This window comes from Psychroflexus montanilacus (assembly GCF_020164535.1).
Classification (GTDB): Bacteria; Bacteroidota; Bacteroidia; order Flavobacteriales; family Flavobacteriaceae; genus Psychroflexus; species Psychroflexus montanilacus.
This window is the reverse complement of the sequence record NZ_JAIQZC010000003.1, coordinates 262,607-283,338: the sequence shown is the minus strand read 5'-3', so window position 1 is coordinate 283,338 and position 20,732 is coordinate 262,607. Positions and strand designations below refer to the sequence as shown.

The following is a 20,732-nucleotide window of genomic DNA, read 5'->3' as shown; positions in this document are numbered from 1 at the left end:
AAAAAAACCTGATAACCACTCTGGTATCAGGAGTAATAAACAATGCATGACCAATTTGGCCATTTTCCCTTGGCAACATTACTTGCCCAGGTTCATTGGGTATGATCTCAGTCTTGCTTTCACAAAACACCCCTTTGAGATTTCGCGCAAACTTAAGTATTTGAATTTGATTTCTCTTACAATTGATACAGGATTTATGGTGAAAAACGCTAATGATACTCTTTAATTGATAGAATTTGTTGATTTCATGAAAATTTGATTTCTGCTTTAATTTTTAATTTTCTGTACTTTTGAGAAAGTAGCTATATAAATTGAATTGTAATCCAACATACCATGCAAAACAATGAACGCATTGAAAAATTCAGACAAGTTATAAGTAATAAATATTTAATTTATAACAGTCTATTTCTTAATCTTCCAAATGAAAACACAACTTATACAGGGGTTTTTATTCCACTTCTGCATAAATTAAGCAAGGAAGGCTATCGAAAAGATGCAGAACCTAAAGCCGTTATTGAAGACTTTTTAGCGAATCATACAGAGTTAACTTCTGACAAAGAAAAGTTTGATTTGCTATTCAGAATGATAAAATACATAGAACGCCAGGTGGTGTTGTTTGATAGTATTGAGGATGCCGCCTTTTCTAGTTTCAAAAAACAAAAAATAGAAGGCCTCCTGCATCCAGGAAATGAAAACTATACCAACCTTGTGGAGCATCTGAAAAAATTTAGCTCAAGAGTGGTTTTTACGGCTCATCCAACACAATTTTACCCTAACAATGTACAGGGAATTATGCATGAACTTCGTAATGCTGTTCAAGATGACAGTATTACTAAAATTGACAATATACTCCAGCAACTAGCCTTTACTCCTTTCATTAACAGGGAAAAACCTACCCCTTTTGAAGAAGCCCAAAGCATTATCTTTTACCTTAGATATGTTTATTACGAAACTTTAGGTAAAATTTATCATCAAATTGGAAAAGCTACCAATCTACCCCCAAATTTCAACCCCAATTTACTCGAAATGGGCTTTTGGCCTGGAGGAGACAGGGATGGGAATCCATTTGTGACAAAAGAAACTACATATGAAGTCGCAACCCAGCTGCGGATTACCATTATGAAGTGTTACTATAATCACCTTAAAGTTTTAATGCGTAAACTTACATTTAGGGAAGTTAATGAGCATTTGGATAAGTTGAAGCGCAAACTATACAAGCAAATTTTTAAGAAAAAAACTAGCTTGAAGTCTGAAGAGATACTAGAAATAATGTACCGCGTAAGAAAGCTAGTTGTGGAAAACTACAAATCTTTAAACGTTGATTTGATCGATGATTTTATAGGAAGAGTACATCTGTTTGGAAATCATTTTGCAACCCTAGATATCCGGCAAGATAGCAGTGTTCACACTATGCTTATCTCTGAAATATTTGAAAAAGAATTTAAAATTGACTATAATGAATTATCCTCAAATGAAAAGTTAGAGTATTTGACCCAGAAGTCTTTAAACATAGATTCAGCAGATTATGAGGATGATTTGGTGGTGGATACAATTGATAATATATATCAAATACAGGAGATTCAACACTTGAATGGACAGCGTGGTTTGCACCGCTATATCATTTCCAATTCAGAAAATATTTTTGATGTGCTGCATGTATATGCATTATTTAAATATTGCGGATATCAAGAAGAAGACATCAACATAGATATTGTTCCACTATTTGAAACAATGGATGGAATGGATAATTCTGAAGCAGTGATGAAATCACTTTATGAAAATGAAGTTTATAAAAAGCACTTAAATAAAAGAAATAAAGAACAGCACATCATGTTGGGCTTTTCTGACGGAACCAAGGATGGTGGCTATTTGAAAGCTAATTGGGAAATTTACAGAACCAAAGAACGTTTAACGGCTTTATCCAGGCAAGAAGGCTATCAGGTCGTATTTTTTGATGGCCGAGGCGGACCTCCAGCTCGTGGTGGTGGAAAAACACATCAGTTTTACGCTGCTCAGGGAAACGAAATTGCCAATGAAAAAATACAGCTCACCATACAAGGGCAAACAATTACAAGTGTTTTTGGCACCCACGAACAAGCCACTTACAACTTTGAGCAATTGCTTTTGGCTGGAGTAAAATCCAAACAAAGAAATAGCTGGAAACAAGGTCATAAAGAACTACTTACAGAGTTAGCCGATAAAAGCTACGAAAAATACATAAGCCTGAAGGAGCACGAATTGTTTATACCCTATCTAGAGGAAATGACAACACTCAAATATTATGGAGCTACAAATATTGGCAGTAGACCAACAAAAAGAAATTCGGATGCTAAGCTACAACTCAAAGACTTGAGAGCTATCCCTTTTGTAGGTTCATGGGGGCTGGTAAGACAAAATGTTCCTGGTTATTACGGTCTCGGAACAGCATTAAATGCTTATGAAGATCAATTTCATCTTATTGAAGATTTATATGAACATTCAGCATTTTTTAGATCATTAATTCTAAATAGCATCATGTCTATGAAGAAATCTTATTTCCCTTTGACATCCTACATGAAAAACGATAAAAAATATGGTGAATTCTGGAAGAACCTTCGTGAAGAATATGAACTCGCTAAGAGGCTAGTTTTAAAATTGACAAAACAAAACGAATTAATGGAAAATGAAGAGCTAGCAAAAAGATCCATAAATATGAGAGAAAAAATTATTTTACCGCTACTTAGCATTCAACAGTACGCACTTCAAAAGATTCAAGAAAACGATTCGAATAAAGAAATTTATGAAAAAATGGTAATAAGGGCTTTATTCGGTAATATCAATGCGAGTCGAAATTCGGCTTAGTTTGAGATTTAATTTAATCCTTAAATTCTAAAAGTTTGAATTTATCCTACTGGGAACGGAATACCTGGTTCAAAAATATTGATTTTTGCATCATAGGCAGTGGTATTGTAGGCTTATCTTGCGCACTCCAACTCAAAAGAAAGCATCCAAAATCAAAAATTTTAGTGCTTGAAAAGGGTAGTTTACCTCAGGGTGCAAGTACTAAAAATGCAGGCTTTGCCTGTTTTGGAAGCGCAAGTGAATTACTCTCGGATCTAAAAAATCATACCACAGAAGAGCTGGTCAACTTGGTACAGCAACGTGTTGATGGATTAGAATTACTGAAGTCTACCCTGGGCGAAAAACAAATCGACTATCAACAACACGGAGGCTACGAGGTTTTTCTAGAGAAAAACAAAGATATTTTTGAAAGTTGTGAATCTAGCCTGGACATGCTCAATACCTTGTTACAACCCGTTTTTGGAGCAGATAGCTTTCAGTTGAAAACCAATACATTTGGGTTTAAAAATTCTCTATCAAATTTAATCTTTACTCCTTTCGAAGGACAAATTGATACTGGTAAAATGATGCTTGCATTATTGCAAAAAGTACAAAGAGAAGGCGTTTTAATTTTAAACTCAACAGAAGTCACCTCATTCTCATCTGAAGCAGAATCAGTTCATATCCAACTAAATGATTTTAGTTTTAAAGCTAAGCATCTTTGTATAGCGACCAATGCTTTTGCTTCAGACCTGTTGGATCTGAAGGTAATTCCAGCAAGAAATCAGGTGTTAATTACAAAACCTATTTCAAATTTATCAATCAAAGGAACATTCCATTTAGATGAAGGTTACTATTATTTCAGAACTATTCACGACCGCCTTTTACTGGGTGGAGGCCGAAATCTTGACAGCGAAAGAGAAACGACTTCTGTATTGGATACCACTCCACGTATTCAAACAGCTTTGGAAGATTTACTCAAAAATGTAATTTTACCTCATCAGAATATTGAGATTGATCAGCGCTGGAGTGGAGTTTTAGGAATAGGCGAAAAGAAAAAACCGATCATAAAGTCTGTTTCAAATCGAGTATATTGTGCTGTGAGACTTGGTGGTATGGGAATTGCCATTGGAAGCCAGGCTGGAAAGGAACTGGCAGATTTGATTGAATAATGAAAGGATAACCTGAGATTCTGGATGAGCCTTTTACGCTAGTGAAGAATATTTATCTATTGAAAAACAGAAAAAATCCTGCCTTTACCATGCAAAAACTGGCAAGTTCTCAGTTTAGCAAAAGGCTATTCCAACGCTTTGGGATTGAAATAACACAAATCAGCTAAAGTTTCGGCTTTTTTCTTAATTGCTTTTTGTCGGAGTGCTGTTTTTTCTTTTGTAAACGCTTCAATTTAGAAGAACGTGAAGGTTTAGTTTTAATTCTTTTCTTAGGTTTTTGAAGTGCTTTGGACAGTAAATTCTCCAGCATAGAGACTGCCAGTTTTTTATTCTGAAGCTGACTTCTTGATTTTGCAACACTCAACTTAAGTTGGCCTTCAGAATTAATCCTTTTCTCCAGCTTCGTTTTAATTCTTTGCTTTTGAGCTTCATTAAAAAGACCTGAGGCCTCTAAATCCCATGTTATTATGACTTTAGTCTCAGTTTTATTGACATGTTGACCGCCAGGACCGCCGCTTAACGCAAATTGAAATTCCAGCTCTTTTTGAAGTTGGTTTTTATCAAACATCAGATTGAGGTTGATGCCCTGGTTTAAGCAAGTCTGCTACTGTTTTTACCGGGTTGAAGCTTTCTACTGGTACTTCTACAAAAACTGTATTCCAAAATGCCATTCCCCCATTCCAAAGGCCTGGTAATTCAAGTGCTTTTATAGCTTTACCACCTACAAATTTATTAGCAATAAAGCCTTTATTGGTATCTACAAATTGCTTCAAATCGAAATAATTTCCTGTATAGTTTTTTAGACTGCAAACAATATCAACAGGATTAAAATGAGTCGAAGCTTCCATTTTTTCTTTTTGATCTTTTTCAGACAAATCGATTTGAGATTTTTCTACAATCTGCAAAGAAATACTGCCATCCTTATTTTTTATCCAAAATGGACCTCCTCCTGGAGCACCTTCATTTATAACCATACCACAAACTCGAATGGGCCTGTTGAGGTATTGTAATACTTCTTCTCTATTTCGAATTTTCAAATGGATGTTAAGTTCATTTTTTAAAAAAGAAAAAGCTTCTTTCAAGAGATCTGGATTTTCTGGTTCTTCATCAATTCTATTTAGAAAAGAAAAGGTTTTTTCTTGAAGCTCAATCAGTTTACCTGCAAGAACAGATTTGTATTCCAATGAAGATTGATTAGTCTCCAAAGCTGAATTTTGATGAGACACATTGTCAATGTTTTTAATAAATACCAAATCCGATTTTAAGTCATTCAAATTTTCCACCAATGCGCCATGTCCTGCTGGTCTGAATAAGATTTGATCTTGCTCATCTCTGTAGATATTTCCTTTGGAATCCAAACAAATAGTATCTGTCGTAGAGTGCTGAAAAGAGAACTCTACTTCAAATTTAACTCCAGTTTCCTCTTCAATTTTAGGCTGAAAATCTTTCAGTTTCTGTTTAAATTTTTTGAGGTGATCCGATGAAATTGTGAAATGTAACTGAGCTTTTCCGTCTTTTACAGCATAAGTTAAGGCTTCATAAAAATGCTCTTCAAACGCAGTTAACTTTTCTTCCGGATATTTATGAAAGGGGATTAGTCCTTTTGGCAAATCTGCCATATGAAAAGATTCTGACAACAGCATTTGCTGAGAAAGCTTTAGTGCTTTCTGCCCACGAGATAACGCATCAAAGTCTACACCTTTTCCTTTTAAAGCAAATACCAAATCGTCGTAAAATGCTATATGCTCAATAGAATCAAAAAAACTATCCAATTCCTTAAAGTGGTCTTGCTCCATAAACTCTTTGTAGCTGAGGCTGACTCTTGGAAATTCTTCAATAAACTGATGTAACAATCTAAACATTCTAGAGGCAGCGCCACTAGCGGGTACAAATTTCAATACTTCCAACGTTGAATTCTCATAAGTTTGAACAAGTTCTTTTTTTTGTTGGGCATTCACTTGTATAATACCATCTTCAAGAGTAGCGGGTTTCACTATCTCAAGTTTAGGGAAACCCTTTTCAAAGTGACTTAAGTCTTGTTCAACTTTTTTGACGGTTAATCCGTGGGCTTTAATTTGCGATAAGTCTTTGGGATGAAATTGCATGATGATAGTTAAAGTGTTTTTATAATAGATGTGGCTTTTTGTAAACGTTGCTTGAGATCTCCCTTTAAAGTAGTGAAAGGGATATTTCTTTGGATGAGCGCATTTTCAAATATAGTAAACATTTCCTTTCTTTCGTTTGGCTTGTCTCTCAAATCATCTTCTACCCAAGGTGTATCGATAAATGTAAGAAAGTAATAGGCATACTTATGTTGTTGCACACATTGCTCCAAAATTGGGTTTTCATAGTTCTCATAATAAACCTTAGCATAAGTTAAGGTCTGTAATACATTGGTATCGCAAAACAAATAATTGCTAGCCCTTTGCGCTTTAGCATTCTCTAGCTGTAATTGTCCTTTAGCAATGGGAATGAGGTCTGAAGGCTCACAAACCTCCGCAGAATTATCGTATTTCTTTTGAAGATATTCACGTGCAAACTCTGGCACCCATTCGGTATCAAATTCTTTTGCCAAAGCTTCGGCCAGACTAGATTTGCCCGTAGATTCCGGTCCAAAAAGGACTATTTTAGTAAGCTCGCTTTTGGTTTGTTTAAGTTCTTCTTCCATTCTAAAAATCCATATACAGCAATGATAGTAAAAAGTATATATTGAAAAGAAGTAAATGTTAATCCTTTATAGTAGTAAAGTGGTATAGAAATAAGATCTCCAATAATCCAGTATATCCAGTTTTCCAGACGCTTTTTGGCCATCAGCCACATCCCTACAAAGAAGATAGCTGTAGTTAATACATCTACGTAAGTTACCCAACCGTCCCATTTTTCAAAAACTTCATAGACCACACATACAAAAATTGCGGTGGCTACAAAGATATAGATAGATTGCAAGTTTTCCTTACGAGAAGCTTTCTCTATAGGAATAAAGTGAGAATTATCAACTTTTCTTGTCCAGATGTACCAACCATAAATACTCATTATAAAATAATAGGCATTGATCATCATATCACCCAGAAGACTGTACTGATAAAGAATATAGACAAAAATAAGGGTGCTCACAATTCCAGTAGGAAACACCAGAATATTATCTTTCTTTGAAAACAAAACGCTTAGAAAACCGAAAACAATAGCAATGACTTCTAAAACAATAAAATGAGTGGGGGTGTTTTCGTATTCTGAAAACAACCAATCAAAAATGAGGCTCATAATCGCTTCTATCAGATTTTACTAACTTCATATGCAGCAGACCACGGTCCATCGCTTCAAAGGCAATTTCTACCTCATCTTTCAAAATTTGCATGACCTTATCGTACTCTCCATACACCTGAGTGCTCAATGGATTTTCTAAAACGGTTAGCCCAGACTTGCGAAGCGCTTTTATGAAGTCGATGATAATTGGCTCGTAATCATCCTGAATTGGGGTTAGTGTTAATTCAACTGAAATTTTCATAATCAAGAATTAGTAGCGCAAGATGAAAATTTTTTAACTAAAAAAGGCCAGCCTTACTGCTGACCTTTTGAAAATTTTATTCTGAACCAGTTAATCTGCCAAAATGCTTCTGGAGATCACTATTTTTTGGATTTCTGAAGTTCCTTCATAAATCTGAGTGATTTTTGCATCTCGCATTAATCGCTCTACATGGTATTCTTTTACATATCCATTACCACCGTGAACCTGAACAGCTTCCACCGTCACATCCATAGCCACTTGAGAAGCATAAAGCTTGGCCATAGCACCAGAAAGATCGTAATTATGACCGTTGTCCTTGTCCCAGGCCGCTTTCATGACCATATGGCGAGCCGCTTCAATGCTGGTATGCATGTCTGCCAGTTTAAAAGCGATAGCTTGATGGTTCTTAATCTCTGTTCCAAAAGCTTTTCTGATTTTGGAATAGTCTTTTGCCATTTCATAAGCACCAGCTGCAATGCCAAGGGCCTGAGCTGCAATACCAATTCTTCCACCAGCAAGGGTTTTCATTGCGAATTTAAAGCCAAATCCATCTTCACCAATTCTATTTTCCTTTGGTACTTTCACGTCATTGAAGGTTAAAGAATGCGTGTCACTTCCGCGAATACCCATTTTTTGCTCCTTAGGACCAATCTCAAAGCCTTCCATACCTTTCTCCAGAATGAAAGCATTGATACCTCTATGCTTTTTCTCTTTATCTGTATGAGCAATAACCAGGTAAATGTCTGCAGACCCGCCGTTGGTTATCCAGTTTTTGGTGCCATTAATCACATAATGATCACCTTTATCTATAGCTGTTGTTTTCTGAGATGTGGCATCACTTCCAGCTTCTGGCTCACTCAAACAAAATGCGCCAATTTTCTCACCAGTCGTCAACTGAGATAAGTATTTTTTCTTTTGTTCTTCTGTCCCGTAGGTATCTAGACCCCAACACACCAAAGAGTTGTTCACAGACACCACTACTGAGGCTGATGCATCGATTTTGGAAAGCTCTTCCATGGCTAGCACATAAGAAACGGTATCCATGCCTCCTCCACCATACTCTGGAGAGGCCATCATACCCATGAAACCGAGTTCGCCTAACTTTTTGATTTGTTCTTTTGGAAACTCTTGCTTTTCATCACGCTCAATTACGCCAGGTTTCAATTCGTTATTAGCGAAATCTCTCGCCGCCTGGCGAATCATTTCGTGTTCTTCTGTCAACTTAAAATCCATATATTTACTATTTCAGTTTTATTTAAAATTTTGTCGCGAATATAAGGTTAAACTACAGAATTTTCAATCTAAGGATTCATAAATTAAGATTAATGTAAAAAAAGTGTAAGATGAAGTGTTTTCAGAAAAAGGACTTCATCGCGGGAGTTTCAAAGACTTTAGATTAATTTTGAAATTTAAGCTATAATTCATGAATACTTACTCTGTCATTGGCGTCATGTCTGGCACTTCCCTGGATGGGATAGACCTTTTGTACTGCACTATAAGAAAAGGAGTAGGCTATTCTTTTGAAATTCATACAGCCAGTACTTATGCTTATTCTCCAACCTGGAAAGAGAAGTTATCTATGGCACACACCTGGCCAATAGATAAAATTAAAGCCCTGGATGAAGACTACACGGTTTTGTTATCTGAATGTATTCACCGATTTATTCGTGAACATAACCTGTCCAAAATTGATATCATTGCTTCTCACGGACATACGGTTTTACATCAGCCCGAAAATGGATTTACTTATCAGATTGGCAACCTTCCTACATTAGCAAGTTTAACCAATCAAAAAGTGATTTGCGACTTTAGGGTTCAAGATGTGGAATTGGGTGGTCAAGGCGCACCCTTGGTACCTATTGGAGATCGTTTGCTTTTTGGCGATTATGATGCTTGTGTAAACTTAGGCGGATTTGCTAATATTTCTTTTGAAGCAAAAAAACAACGCATAGCTTATGACATCTGCCCCATCAATAAAGTATTGAATCTTTATGCCATAAGGCTGGGAAAAGAATTCGACCAGAGCGGTGCTATCGCTAGAGCTTCAGTTCCTAATCCAGAACTTCTAGCTCAACTGGAAAAGCTTCCGTATTATTCTAAAGCCTCGCCAAAATCTTTAGGCATCGAATGGCTGGAAGCTGAATTTTTTCCCTTATTGAATCTTGCAGAATTAAAATCCGAAGAAATCATAGCGACCTGCACCCAACATTTTGCTCAGCAGATAGCGAAAGCCATATCGGATCACAAAAAGGTGCTCTTTACAGGTGGTGGCACTTTTAATACTTATCTTATAGAACTCATTTCTGCTGAAACAGATGCAGAACTGGTCATCCCAAATCCCGAGGTCATCAACTACAAAGAAGCCTTAATCTTTGGGCTTCTTGGCGTGCTGAAAGACCTTGAAGAAATAAATATTTTAGCATCGGTGACAGGTGCTTCCCGAGATCATTCTTCAGGGAAAGTATACTTACCTTAATATCTTTTTAAGAATTATGGAAGCTTAAATTAGCAATGCCTTAATGAATCTTTATATTTGCGAGCAAATCAACAAAACTGAGAGATTCTTATGAAAGAACTTTTAAATAAATACGAAGATAAAGCTCCAGAAATTGTGTTTCACTGGAAAGATTCTGAGACCGAGGCCGAAGGCTGGACCGTCATTAACTCACTGCGAGGTGGTGCTGCAGGAGGTGGGACACGAATGCGTGAAGGACTCAACGAAAATGAGGTCTTGTCTCTGGCAAAAACTATGGAAATAAAATTTACCGTATCTGGGCCCAAGATTGGAGGAGCTAAATCCGGAATCAATTTTGACCCCAACGATCCCAGAAAACAAGCCGTTCTGGAACGCTGGTACAAGGCAGTTTCGCCTTTGCTCAAAAGCTATTACGGGACTGGAGGAGACCTCAATGTAGACGAGACTCATGAGGTAATTCCTATTACCGAAAGTTGTGGAGTCTGGCATCCACAGGAGGGTGTTTTTAACGGACACTTCCAACCCACAGAAGCTGATAAAATCAATAGAATTGGTCAGCTACGGCACGGCGTCATCAAAGTGATAGAGAATACAGATTACACGCCAGATGTGCTAAGAAAATTCACAGTAGCAGATATGTGTACCGGCTTTGGGGTGGCAGAATCTGTAAGGCATTTTTATGACATTTACGGTGGAGATGTTAAAGGTAAAACGGCAATTATTCAGGGGTTTGGAAACGTTGGTTCGGCTGCGGCTTTTTATTTGTCCAAAATGGGTGCAAAAATCATAGGAATTTTAGATCGAGATGGAGGGCTTATCAATAAAGATGGGTTTACTTATGAAGAGATAAAGGATTTATTTTTGGCCAAAGAGGGAAACACCTTGAAAAGCCCAGATTTAATTCCTTTTGAAAAAGCCAACAAAGAATTTTGGTCGCTAGGTGCAGAAATTTTTGCTCCATGTGCCTCTTCAAGACTCATTCAAAAAGATCAGATTGACAGTTTGGTAGAGCATGGTCTGGAAGTTATTTCCTGTGGCGCCAACGTGCCCTTTGCAGATAAAGAAATTTTCTTTGGTCCTATTATGGAATACGCCGACCAGAAAGCGAGTGTCATCCCCGATTTTATTGCCAATTGTGGAATGGCGAGAGTCTTTGCTTATTTCATGGAGCGCAAAGTCTTAATGACCGATGAAGCTATCTTTAATGATATTTCTGTCACCATCAGAAATGCCATACAACGAACGTATGAGAACAATAATAACAAAAAACACATCAGTAGTGTGGCTTTTGAAATTGCCCTCAAACAATTGGTCTAGACCCTAAAATACTTCAAGAGTGATAAAATTATTTGCTTACTTTAGCGTTACTTATACCACTAATACATTATAACCCATGCTTATATCATTTGCTCAAGAATCTCCTGAAGTTACAGAAGAACTTGTAGAAGAAAAAACCTTATCTATTATCGATTTAATCTTTAGTGGTGGTGCTGGTGGCACCATCATTATATTGATTCTGGCAGTTTTGTTGTTTTTTGCGATTTACATTTATTTTGAACGCATTTTCGCAATAAAAGCTGCTTCCAAAACCGATAAAAACTTCATGAACCAAATTAAAGACAGCGTCACTTCTGGCAACATTGAGTCTGCAAAAATTCGCTGTGCTCAGGAAAATTCTCCTGTGGCTCGACTCACGGAAAAAGGAATTTCCAGAATTGGTTCTCCCTTAGAAGATATCAATACTGCTATAGAAAATGCAGGCCGGCTGGAAGTTTACAAGTTAGAGAAAAATGTAAGTGTTTTGGCTACCATTGCCGGAGCTGCACCAATGATTGGTTTCTTAGGAACTGTAATTGGTATGGTATTGGCTTTTCATGAATTGGCCACCAGTAGCGGTCAGGCTGAAATGGGGTCTCTGGCAGAAGGTATATATACAGCTATGACAACAACTGTGGCTGGTCTTATTGTAGGAATTATTGCTTATATAGGTTACAATCATGTTGTGGTAAGAACAGATAAAGTGGTGCACCAGATGGAAGCCACAGCAGTAGATTTCTTGGATTTATTGAATGAACCTAGTTAATTATGAATTTAAGAGGTAGAAATAAAGTAAGTGCCACCTTCAGCATGTCTTCGATGACGGATATTGTGTTCTTACTGCTCATCTTTTTTATGTTGACGTCCCCAGTAATCACGCCAGAAGCTTTGGATTTGATATTACCAAAGGCCAAAGGCAAGACAACTTCTACACAAAATGTAGCAGTAAGCATTACTGAACAACAAGAATACTACATCAACGAAGAAAAAGTAAATGCTAACGGGATTGAAAGAGCCCTGAAAACCAAACTAAGCGGTATTGAAGAGCCTACTATAATACTGAGGGCTGCAGAAGGAGTTCCTATTGAAAAAGCAGTGCAAATTATGGACATTGCCAACCGAAATAAATATAAAATTGTACTGGCTGTAAAACCGAATTAAGTCGTGAGTATATTCAAGACCAAACACGAGAAAAAATCATTCCTCATTACGACAGGAATTTATATCCTGTTTATATTGTTGATGTTTTTCTTTGGGTTAAAATACCTGGATCCACCAGAAGAGCGAGGTATTGCGATTAATTTTGGCACTACAGACGTGGGCTCGGGAGATATTCAACCCGATGCTCCAGTAAAAACATCTCCTCAACCTACAAGTACACCCCCTCCACCACAAGAAGTAGAAGAAGCAAGTGCTGCAGAAGATATTCAGGAAGATGTAGTCACACAAGATGATGAAGAAGCTCCTGTGATTAAAGAAAAAGATGAAGTTGTAAAAGAAACCAAGAAGCAACCAGAGAAGCCAAAGGAAAAAGTTCAGGAGAAAGTTGAAGAAACCCAACCTGAACCCACTCCAGAGCCAGAGCCAGAACCTGTAAAAGAACAAAAGCCAGAGAAATCAGTGACTGATGCTATGGAAAGCCTTATGAATGGCCCTGAAAATGATGGTAAAGCAGATGGTGGCGAAGGCAACGACAACCAAGCGGGAGATAAAGGTGACCCAGAAGGAGACCCTAATGCCAAAAATTATTACGGAACCGGAAAAGGACTTGATGGCGATGGCAATTACCGTCTCGGCGGAAGAAAAGCTCTCTCCAAAAAGAAATTTGTACAGGAGTGTGATGAGTCTGGTGAGGTGGTGGTAAGGATAGAAGTTAATCGAAACGGTGATGTCGTCAAGGCAACACCAGGAGCCAAAGGGACCACCAACTCGAGCTCATGCCTTCTAGAACCAGCCAAAAAAGCAGCACTTGCCACTAAATTTAACAGCGATTCTAAAGCGCCTTCTACACAAATCGGTTTTATCGTTTACGTTTTTAAATTATCTGAATAACAAATGACATATACTGAAACGCTGCACTGGATGTTTGAGCAACTTCCTATGTACCAGCGGCAAGGCAAAACCGCCTTCAAAAAAGATTTAACCAATACACTAGCTTTAGCAAAAACACTAGGCAATCCCGAGCAAAAATTCAAAAGCATACACGTGGCAGGCACCAACGGAAAAGGCTCTGTGAGTCATATGCTGGCCTCTGTACTCCAAACCGCCGGCTATAAAGTAGGTTTGTACACCTCACCACACCTTAAGGATTTTAGAGAACGCATTAAAATCAACGGTGAGCAAATTTCCAAGGCCAACGTGATAGAATTTATTTCGGAGCATAAGGCTTTTTTGGAAGCTCAAAAATTGTCATTTTTTGAAATGACTGTAGGAATGGCTTTTGATTACTTTGCAAGCCAAAACATTGATATTGCTATAGTAGAAGTAGGAATGGGTGGCAGGCTGGATTCTACCAACATCATCACTCCGCTCCTATCTGTTATTACAAATATCGGTTTTGATCACACGGCTTTTCTTGGGAATACACTAGACTTAATCGCTGGAGAAAAAGCTGGAATCATCAAAAAAAATATTCCTGTAGTTATAGGAGAAACGCTGCCAGAGACCAAGCCTGTTTTCACTAAAAAAGCCGAAGCCGAAAACGCTACTCTCTTTTTTGCAGAAGAGTTGAATCCCCCCCTACCCAAGTGTGACCTGATGGGCAATTACCAGAAGTGCAACCTCAAGACCTGCCTGAAAGCACTTGAAGTTCTAAATACAATTGATGAGTATAAAATCACCAAAGCTCAGATCAAAAAAGGACTGGCAGAAGTAAAGCTCAATACCAAATTAAGAGGTCGCTGGGAAATTTTGGGTGAAGCTCCAAAAATAATTGCCGATACGGCGCATAACAAAGAAGGCTTAAGCCTGGTATTGGAACAGGTATTTGAGGAAAAATATAAGGATTTACATATTGTGCTAGGCTTCGTTAATGATAAGGATTTGGACACTATACTACCATTGTTTCCAGCAACTGCAAAATACTATTTTTCAAAACCAGACGTCCCTCGAGGTTTGGAGGCGACTGAACTGTATTATAAAGCTAAAGCCTTTTCACTTTATGGCAAAGCATTTACAACAATAGACAATGCGCTGAAGGCCGCACAGCGAGATGCCCAAAAAGAAGACCTAATTTATGTTGGCGGCAGTACGTTTACGGTTGCAGAAATTTTATAAAATTTAAAAGATTTAGTTTGTGAAATCAAAATAAGGTTTATATTTGCAATCCCAATTTGGGGCGATTAGCTCAGCTGGTTCAGAGCACCTCGTTTACACCGAGGGGGTCGGGGGTTCGAACCCCTCATCGCCCACTAACCCTAGCTCTTGTTAGGGTTTTTTATTTTAGAGTCGGGTCATTAACTCAGTTGGCTCCGATAATTTGAAAATCTCCGATTTTCCTGAATTATCGAGAGTCCTCAAAACTAAATCAAAATCAGAGATTTTGTTAGTTTTGGGATTCAGAGTGAAGACAGACAAATAAGGGTCATTAACTCAGTTGGTTCAGAGTGTTACCTTGACAGGGTAGAAGTCACTGGTTCGAATCCAGTATGACCCACATCAAGCAGAAATCCAATACCGAAAGGTGTTGGATTTTTTGTTTTTTAGAAGCCTAATCTTGCTATAAGGCGGATGGAAAACAAAAAAGACAAAAAACTGCGACAGCGGTTTTTGGATTTCTATTAGTAGAAGGTTACAGATCTGCTATGGATAAATGCTAATTTATCAAAACCTATTGGCTAACTCTCATATCAATTTATAGTTTCCAATCTTTATGATAGCTGCTCTATATTATGAAACCAGATTATTCTTTAGTTTTTGCGGATAAATCTTCTCTATATTGAAGCGCTAAATCTTGAATGAAATATTGAAGCTGAGCATGATTTTCGGCCTCAATTGAAGTTTGAATCTGGTCATCATCAATCAAAAAATAAACAAATCTATTGAGTTCTTCTTGAGAAAATTCTAATTCAGAGGTAATGAAGTCTTTGTGATGCTCAAGTATAAAATCGAAGTAATCTTCTTCTCTATCAAATTTGACAAGTTTTTTTATTCTTTTAGTCCTCCCTGAAATTTTATTAATAATAGGATCCACAGGTAGCGATCCACCTAATAAACCTAACAAATGAATCGGCTTAAAGTCCCCAGCAGTCCTAAGTCGCCTTTGGTTGGTGGTCAGCTGCTCTGGTTGATGGTCTAAAATCCCTAAGCTTACGGCATTGATGTTTGGAAAAGCATTAACCTCTACTTCATCCAGCGTATTCATCTTGTCGGAAACCTGGATAACTACGAGATCCATAGACAACATCTTACTGGTCACTCTTTCACTAAAGGTTTGAAAAGATAAATGGATAAAACTAAGCGTATCACCTAGATGCACTTTAATACTAAAAACACCTTCTCTGTTAGTGTTTGAAAATTCTCCAGTAGTCAAATTTGAAACAAATACACCTTGAACAGGTAAAGCTTCATTTTGAATCTTTCCATAAATTATCTTCATCGGTGTGTTTTGAAAAAACACACCGATGGGTATCAGAAAAAATAAGAAATAGATAGGTTTCATAATTTCAGTCAACTAAAAGTAATTAAATCATAAAACTGTATAGTCTTCATAGCGAAATAGATGAAAAGGCAAATACGAAATAGCCAATAATTAAAATTGAGAAAAGCTTTCTTAATTACTTAAGATCTGTTTTACATTTTAGATGTGTCTATCTCCTTAAGATTTATCCAAAGCATGCTAAGTTTAAAAAGTATTTATTTTAATATACAAAGCAACTAACTTATTCTCAACAGCTTATATTCCGTGCAAAATCATTTGAATTAATCATCAAAATAAAATCATACAAAGTTTCAAATGAAGCACCAAACGCTACATTTATTAATAAATTCATAATAATATATTAACTTTATATATTATTAACGCTTAAAATTAATAATTATGAAAACAAAATTACTTTTTATTTGCTTTTTGCTATTTTCAATAGCTGCACACTGTCAGTTATTTCAAAATAATTATGAATATACTCAAGGTCATCTCACCGATGCTAATTTAGCAAAGGTTAATGATGGAACAAATGATGTTGTAGTAGCCAGTAACCTCCTTTCTGCAGCTTCACCTATTCCGATATTAAAAAGGCTTCAGGAAGATGGGACAATTGTTTGGTCAAAAACCTATGATGACACTTCATTAGCAAATGCAAGAATTTTCGATATTGAAAATTATTTTGATCTTATTTTTATTACAGGATCTATTGATGTCAACGGAGTAAAAAAAGTGTTTTCAGCAAGAATTGAAGCTCAAACAGGTGATATATTAGATGATAAATATTATGATATTGTCAGCCAGAATTTCAATTCAACCGGTTTTAATGTAATAATTACAGAGACTGACGCAACAGGAGACTCTAATGTAAACCCTGGCTTATTGATCACTGGATATTTTGGCAATTGTCCAAATGCAGACCCCAGTTGTAATCTGAACATAGGTTTTGCATTACGCACTGATTTGAATTTGAATACGCTCTGGACGGCAGAAGTAGACTCGTCGGTTTCTGGAAACTTAGATTATGATTTTGTGAATGGAGCTGTAGAAACTAGCGATGGTTTTGTTTTAACCGGAAGCGCCACAGGTGAAGATAACGGTAACGTTCAGGCTGGAGTCTTGGTTCATAAAATCGACTTTGAAGGAGGTTTCGTATGGGATAGCAGTTACATTTTCGGGAATTCTAGAGACTTAAGTGTAGATGCTTATTATGATACAGGCAGCGATGAAGTTTTTTTACTCACTAACTTTTCCAGCTGGCATCATTTTGGGGTGACTGCCGTCGATAATGCAAATGGCACTATAGAAGCTACAAAATCCTGGTATGTGAATGAGTTAAATTTTGAATTGGATTTTTACGGGTTTTCTCTATTAGAATCGCTTTCAAACTCAGACAATCTTGTTGTTTATGGGTATCGAAGAGATTATTTCGACGGGACCGATACCAATCAATCCAACATTATCATTTATGAATTTGATAAAGCTACAGGAAATGAAGTAGGAACGAGTTATCAGTACTTAGCGCCTTTTCAGGAAACGCAACCCGATCCATATAATTTATGGAACACACAACTGCCGTTAATTTATTACCCAGACATGGCCATAATCGATTCTGATGCAACGACACCCATTCATTACACAGTTGGATTTAGGAATGGTGATGCAGCAAACGGTGGTCTGGCTAATATTGAGTTTATAAACGTAGATGCACAAAAAATGAATGAGTGCGATAACATCGTCATAGACTACACAAGAAATGCACTTGGAACCGTAGATTTCATTTCAAACGTCACCTCAACTCTCGTAACAACAACTGATAATTTAATGGCATTAAATGATACAGCTATTACTTTAGACTTTGATTCGTGCAGCACTTCACTGTCCTTACAAGATCAAGATAAATTAAACATCAGACTCTACCCTAACCCTGCTTCAAGCTATATTTTCTTAGGAAATACGGAAGTCTCTGAAATCCAAATTATGGATATCCATGGGAAAAAAGTCTTTGAAGCCAAGTCTTACAGTAATGATGAAGGAATTTTCATAGGTAATTTGAAGACCGGTGTTTATTTTATAAATGTAAAAGTCTCTAGTAAAACCTCTGAAAGCCTAAAGCTCATAAAGAAATAAAAACATATTTTTTATAAAATGATAAAATCGGAAACCTTCTGAGGTTACTTCAGAAGGTTTTTTTCTTTTTTCAATTTAATGAATTGACAGAAGAGAAATGATTGCTGATAAAAATGAGTTAATAAAGCAGTAACCATAGAAATCTATAAAACTATACAGCGGAAGGTGTTGAAACAAAATAGTAAGTTGGGAAATAAAAACGGTAAAACTCAAAATATATTAAAATATGAAATTTGACGCAATCATTATTGGAACAGGACAGGCAGGCCCATCATTGGCAGCAAGTTTAGCTAGCAATGGCAAAAAGGTAGCCATCATAGAAAAGGGACCTCTGGGAGGGACCTGCGTAAACGTAGGATGCACTCCAACCAAAGCTTATGTAGCAAGCGCCAGAAGAGCCTTTATCGCCAAAAACAGTAAAGAGCTGGGGATAGAGATAAATGGTGAGGTGCAAGTCAATTTGGAAACCATAAAAAAGAGAAAGGATAAAATTGTATCAGACTCAAGAGAAGGCTTAGAAGGAATGTTTTTTAATAATGAAAATATCGAACTTATTGAAGGAAAAGCTAGCTTTATAAGTAACCATCAGGTGAAGGTTAAAGGAAACATTTATGAAGCTGATAGAATATATATCAATGTAGGCGGAAAGCCTAGGATTCCAGAAGGTTTTGGAGAGGTGGACTATCTCACCAATGAAAGTATTTTGGAACTCAAAACTATTCCGGAACACCTCATTATAGTAGGAGGAGGCTATATAGGACTTGAGTTTGGACAGATGTTTTCTCGCTTTGGCAGTAAGGTAACTATCCTGGACAGAGGTGAACAGTTGTTACAAAGAGAGGATCCCGAATTCGGAAAAGCTATAGCAGAAATTTTCAAAATTGAAGACATTACCGTTGAATTAAATTCTGAATGTATTTTAGCACAAAGCAAAGATGGTAAAATTGAAGTCAGTGTCAGCAATAAAAACAAAGAAAGGAAGTTTATTGGATCCCATATTCTTTTAGCTGCAGGCAGAGTGCCAAACACTTATGATTTAGGACTTGAACACACACATGTAGATTTAGATGAGCGTGGTTATATCAAGGTAAATGACGAATTACAAACCACCGCCTCGAATATATATGCACTTGGAGATTGTAATGGACAAGGTGCTTTTACACACACAGCTTACAATGATTTCCAGATTGTGAATTCTCATTTATTTGGAGAGAAGAAAAGAAAGCTTTCCGATAGATTTACATGTTATGCCGCCTTTATAGATCCGCCTTTGGCAAGAGTTGGCATGAATGCAAAAGACATTAAAAAAGCTGGAATAAAAGCTAAAGTCGCTTCCAGACCAATGAGCAAAATTGCCAGAGCTAAAGAAATGGGAGAAACTCATGGAATGCTCAACATTTATATTGAAGAAGACACAGATAAAATTCTGGGAGCAACCTTTTTGGGTGCTGGTGCAGATGAATATATCCATACCATTATAGATCAAATGTATGCTGGACAAAACTACGACAGTATACGAGATGCAGTCCACATTCACCCCACAGTGAGTGAATTATTACCAACGATGCTTGAAAATTTGAAGCCTCTGAAATCGTATTAAAAAAAAATCACCTTCAGACAAGGAAGGTGATTTAAAGCTAAACTAAGTGTTCAACCTAATAAAGGAAATTCAAAGCGGTAACATCATTGGAATTGAAGTTACCAGAGACTCCTGTATTGAAACAAGCAAGCATCAATGAGGTCGGGTCATACCCTTGAGGTGTTCCTGGAATATAGTTTGCTCCTACTCCAGCCGTACCTTCGTTTACGTTTTGCCCACAACTTTGTCTGCTAAAGAAATCGGTATGACGGAAACCTACGGAATGTCCAATCTCATGCGTAATGACGTGCTCAATAACACCAAGGCTATACTGATTAAGTCCGTAAATTTGAACAAATTTAAATGGATTTCCACCACTAGGAAATCCAGCCTGACCTCCAACTGAATTTGGGTTATTAACTTCATTATTATAAACCACCATATCCTTATTCTGGAAATTGGTTCCGAAAGTAAGATTGAAATTAATGCTTAAATTCAGGTTGTTATAATTGGCTACAGCTCTTGAAAGTGCAGTTCTCTCTCTACTAGATAAAGCCTGGCTACCGCCTGTAAAACCAATTATAGTTATCGTTTGAGGACTCACAAGAGCATTCGTTCGATATTGCTTTTCGTGTATATTTTCGTAGCCGTCAAACTGCATTTTTTCCAGTTCCTCAGGAAACATAACAATATCACCTTCTACGCGTATCACCTCGCGTTTCTCTCCACCTGGAAGTACCATTTCTTCACGTTGAGCTCCAACAGGACTAAGATGGTTTTTTGAAATCAAATCCAAAGTTTTTTGATCAACATTTGATGGAGTTTCTGAAGTATTGACCCCCAGAATTATTTCATCAAACTCATCAACAGTTTGACTCTCTGTTTCTTCATCAAATATTTGTTCATCTTCACAGGATGTAAAAAAGAATAAACCTAAAATTGCTGGTACGATTAATTGTTTTCTAATTGTCATAAATAAATGTTTAGTGTTACAAATACTTGCGCAAGTATTAATTAATATTGCTCTAATTTCATTTTAAATGTTTAGACAGCGTTAAGCAATTGTAAAATTTTAGTTTTATTTAACATGT

18 protein-coding genes and 2 tRNA genes are annotated in these 20,732 nt (G+C 36.9%); 12 read left to right on the top strand and 8 right to left on the bottom strand.

Features of this window, described 5'->3' with window-relative positions; translation table 11 throughout:
- Positions 1-333: 333 nt before the first annotated feature.
- On the top strand, positions 334-2,841 hold the full coding sequence (locus LB454_RS10240; RefSeq protein WP_224464573.1) for a phosphoenolpyruvate carboxylase: 2,508 nt from the start codon (positions 334-336) through the stop codon (positions 2,839-2,841).
- A 35-nt stretch (positions 2,842-2,876) separates the two neighbouring features.
- Complete coding sequence (locus tag LB454_RS10235; RefSeq protein WP_224464572.1) at positions 2,877-3,992, top strand: NAD(P)/FAD-dependent oxidoreductase; 1,116 nt, start codon at positions 2,877-2,879, stop codon at positions 3,990-3,992.
- A 163-nt stretch (positions 3,993-4,155) separates the two neighbouring features.
- Here LB454_RS10235 and arfB read toward each other — a convergent pair whose 3' ends face one another.
- The 6 genes from arfB to LB454_RS10205 form a co-directional block, all read right to left on the bottom strand.
- Complete coding sequence (gene arfB / locus LB454_RS10230) at positions 4,156-4,560, bottom strand: alternative ribosome rescue aminoacyl-tRNA hydrolase ArfB (RefSeq protein WP_224464571.1); 405 nt, start codon at positions 4,558-4,560, stop codon at positions 4,156-4,158.
- Entirely contained in the window at positions 4,553-6,097 is a 1,545-nt protein-coding gene (locus tag LB454_RS10225) for a DUF4301 family protein (protein WP_224464570.1), read from the bottom strand. Before LB454_RS10225 ends, arfB begins: the two co-directional genes overlap by 8 nt.
- Positions 6,098-6,105: 8 nt before the next feature.
- Positions 6,106-6,660 carry an AAA family ATPase gene (locus LB454_RS10220; RefSeq protein ID WP_224464569.1) on the bottom strand — a complete coding sequence of 185 codons (555 nt, stop codon included), beginning with the start codon at positions 6,658-6,660 and terminating at the stop codon, positions 6,106-6,108.
- Positions 6,615-7,253: a nicotinamide riboside transporter PnuC gene (pnuC, locus tag LB454_RS10215; protein ID WP_224464568.1), complete on the bottom strand. Its 639-nt coding sequence runs from the start codon at positions 7,251-7,253 to the stop codon at positions 6,615-6,617. The genes LB454_RS10220 and pnuC overlap by 46 nt, the downstream gene beginning before the upstream one ends.
- Positions 7,237-7,497, bottom strand: a complete 261-nt coding sequence (locus LB454_RS10210; RefSeq protein WP_224464567.1) for a thiamine-binding protein — start codon at positions 7,495-7,497, stop codon at positions 7,237-7,239. The genes pnuC and LB454_RS10210 overlap by 17 nt, the downstream gene beginning before the upstream one ends.
- A gap of 90 nt (positions 7,498-7,587) precedes the next feature.
- The gene (locus tag LB454_RS10205) at positions 7,588-8,730 is read right to left on the bottom strand and encodes an acyl-CoA dehydrogenase family protein (protein ID WP_224464566.1); all 1,143 of its coding nucleotides are present in this window, start codon (positions 8,728-8,730) and stop codon (positions 7,588-7,590) included.
- 190 nt (positions 8,731-8,920) lie between these two features.
- On the opposite strand from LB454_RS10205, the gene LB454_RS10200 reads away from it, so the two are divergent.
- The 8 genes from LB454_RS10200 to LB454_RS10165 all read left to right on the top strand — a co-directional run bounded on the left by LB454_RS10200 (position 8,921) and on the right by LB454_RS10165 (position 14,945).
- On the top strand, positions 8,921-9,973 hold the full coding sequence (locus LB454_RS10200) for an anhydro-N-acetylmuramic acid kinase (RefSeq protein WP_224464565.1): 1,053 nt from the start codon (positions 8,921-8,923) through the stop codon (positions 9,971-9,973).
- Positions 9,974-10,063: 90 nt separating this feature from the next.
- Positions 10,064-11,290, top strand: coding sequence for a Glu/Leu/Phe/Val dehydrogenase dimerization domain-containing protein (locus tag LB454_RS10195; protein ID WP_224464564.1), 1,227 nt, complete (start codon positions 10,064-10,066; stop codon positions 11,288-11,290).
- 76 nt (positions 11,291-11,366) lie between these two features.
- Complete coding sequence (locus LB454_RS10190) at positions 11,367-12,056, top strand: MotA/TolQ/ExbB proton channel family protein (protein WP_224464563.1); 690 nt, start codon at positions 11,367-11,369, stop codon at positions 12,054-12,056.
- Positions 12,057-12,058: 2 nt separating this feature from the next.
- A complete protein-coding gene (locus tag LB454_RS10185) occupies positions 12,059-12,451 on the top strand; it encodes an ExbD/TolR family protein (protein WP_224464562.1) in 393 nt (130 codons plus the stop codon).
- A 3-nt stretch (positions 12,452-12,454) separates the two neighbouring features.
- A complete protein-coding gene (locus LB454_RS10180) occupies positions 12,455-13,342 on the top strand; it encodes an energy transducer TonB (protein ID WP_224464561.1) in 888 nt (295 codons plus the stop codon).
- 3 nt (positions 13,343-13,345) lie between these two features.
- A complete protein-coding gene (locus tag LB454_RS10175; RefSeq protein ID WP_224464560.1) occupies positions 13,346-14,566 on the top strand; it encodes a bifunctional folylpolyglutamate synthase/dihydrofolate synthase in 1,221 nt (406 codons plus the stop codon).
- 59 nt (positions 14,567-14,625) lie between these two features.
- A tRNA-Val gene (locus tag LB454_RS10170) sits at positions 14,626-14,700 on the top strand.
- Positions 14,701-14,870: 170 nt separating this feature from the next.
- Positions 14,871-14,945: transfer RNA gene (locus tag LB454_RS10165), tRNA-Val, on the top strand.
- Positions 14,946-15,191: 246 nt separating this feature from the next.
- On the opposite strand, the gene LB454_RS10160 is transcribed toward LB454_RS10165, so the two are convergent.
- Positions 15,192-15,887 (bottom strand): hypothetical protein, encoded by a 696-nt coding sequence (locus LB454_RS10160; protein WP_224464559.1) that lies wholly within the window; start codon positions 15,885-15,887, stop codon positions 15,192-15,194.
- Positions 15,888-16,328: 441 nt separating this feature from the next.
- Here LB454_RS10160 and LB454_RS10155 point away from each other — a divergent pair, with 441 nt between their 5' ends.
- Positions 16,329-18,062, top strand: coding sequence for a T9SS type A sorting domain-containing protein (locus LB454_RS10155; RefSeq protein ID WP_224464558.1), 1,734 nt, complete (start codon positions 16,329-16,331; stop codon positions 18,060-18,062).
- A gap of 226 nt (positions 18,063-18,288) precedes the next feature.
- On the top strand, positions 18,289-19,662 hold the full coding sequence (locus LB454_RS10150; protein WP_224464557.1) for a mercuric reductase: 1,374 nt from the start codon (positions 18,289-18,291) through the stop codon (positions 19,660-19,662).
- Between the two features lie 55 nt (positions 19,663-19,717).
- Here LB454_RS10150 and LB454_RS10145 read toward each other — a convergent pair whose 3' ends face one another.
- A complete protein-coding gene (locus tag LB454_RS10145) occupies positions 19,718-20,614 on the bottom strand; it encodes a zinc-dependent metalloprotease (protein ID WP_224464556.1) in 897 nt (298 codons plus the stop codon).
- Positions 20,615-20,732 lie beyond the last annotated feature (118 nt).

What these genes read in the sequence shown, in the direction of transcription:
- LB454_RS10240 (WP_224464573.1), top strand. Translation starts at nt 334, where the DNA reads ATGCAAAACAATGAACGCATTGAAAAATTCAGACAAGTTATAAGTAAT.
- arfB (WP_224464571.1), bottom strand. Translation starts at nt 4,560, where the DNA reads ATGTTTGATAAAAACCAACTTCAAAAAGAGCTGGAATTTCAATTTGCG.
- LB454_RS10225 (WP_224464570.1), bottom strand. Translation starts at nt 6,097, where the DNA reads ATGCAATTTCATCCCAAAGACTTATCGCAAATTAAAGCCCACGGATTA.
- LB454_RS10220 (WP_224464569.1), bottom strand. Translation starts at nt 6,660, where the DNA reads ATGGAAGAAGAACTTAAACAAACCAAAAGCGAGCTTACTAAAATAGTC.
- pnuC (WP_224464568.1), bottom strand. Translation starts at nt 7,253, where the DNA reads ATGAGCCTCATTTTTGATTGGTTGTTTTCAGAATACGAAAACACCCCC.
- LB454_RS10210 (WP_224464567.1), bottom strand. Translation starts at nt 7,497, where the DNA reads ATGAAAATTTCAGTTGAATTAACACTAACCCCAATTCAGGATGATTAC.
- LB454_RS10205 (WP_224464566.1), bottom strand. Translation starts at nt 8,730, where the DNA reads ATGGATTTTAAGTTGACAGAAGAACACGAAATGATTCGCCAGGCGGCG.
- LB454_RS10200 (WP_224464565.1), top strand. Translation starts at nt 8,921, where the DNA reads ATGAATACTTACTCTGTCATTGGCGTCATGTCTGGCACTTCCCTGGAT.
- LB454_RS10195 (WP_224464564.1), top strand. Translation starts at nt 10,064, where the DNA reads ATGAAAGAACTTTTAAATAAATACGAAGATAAAGCTCCAGAAATTGTG.
- LB454_RS10190 (WP_224464563.1), top strand. Translation starts at nt 11,367, where the DNA reads ATGCTTATATCATTTGCTCAAGAATCTCCTGAAGTTACAGAAGAACTT.
- LB454_RS10185 (WP_224464562.1), top strand. Translation starts at nt 12,059, where the DNA reads ATGAATTTAAGAGGTAGAAATAAAGTAAGTGCCACCTTCAGCATGTCT.
- LB454_RS10175 (WP_224464560.1), top strand. Translation starts at nt 13,346, where the DNA reads ATGACATATACTGAAACGCTGCACTGGATGTTTGAGCAACTTCCTATG.
- LB454_RS10160 (WP_224464559.1), bottom strand. Translation starts at nt 15,887, where the DNA reads ATGAAGATAATTTATGGAAAGATTCAAAATGAAGCTTTACCTGTTCAA.
- LB454_RS10155 (WP_224464558.1), top strand. Translation starts at nt 16,329, where the DNA reads ATGAAAACAAAATTACTTTTTATTTGCTTTTTGCTATTTTCAATAGCT.
- LB454_RS10150 (WP_224464557.1), top strand. Translation starts at nt 18,289, where the DNA reads ATGAAATTTGACGCAATCATTATTGGAACAGGACAGGCAGGCCCATCA.
- LB454_RS10145 (WP_224464556.1), bottom strand. Translation starts at nt 20,614, where the DNA reads ATGACAATTAGAAAACAATTAATCGTACCAGCAATTTTAGGTTTATTC.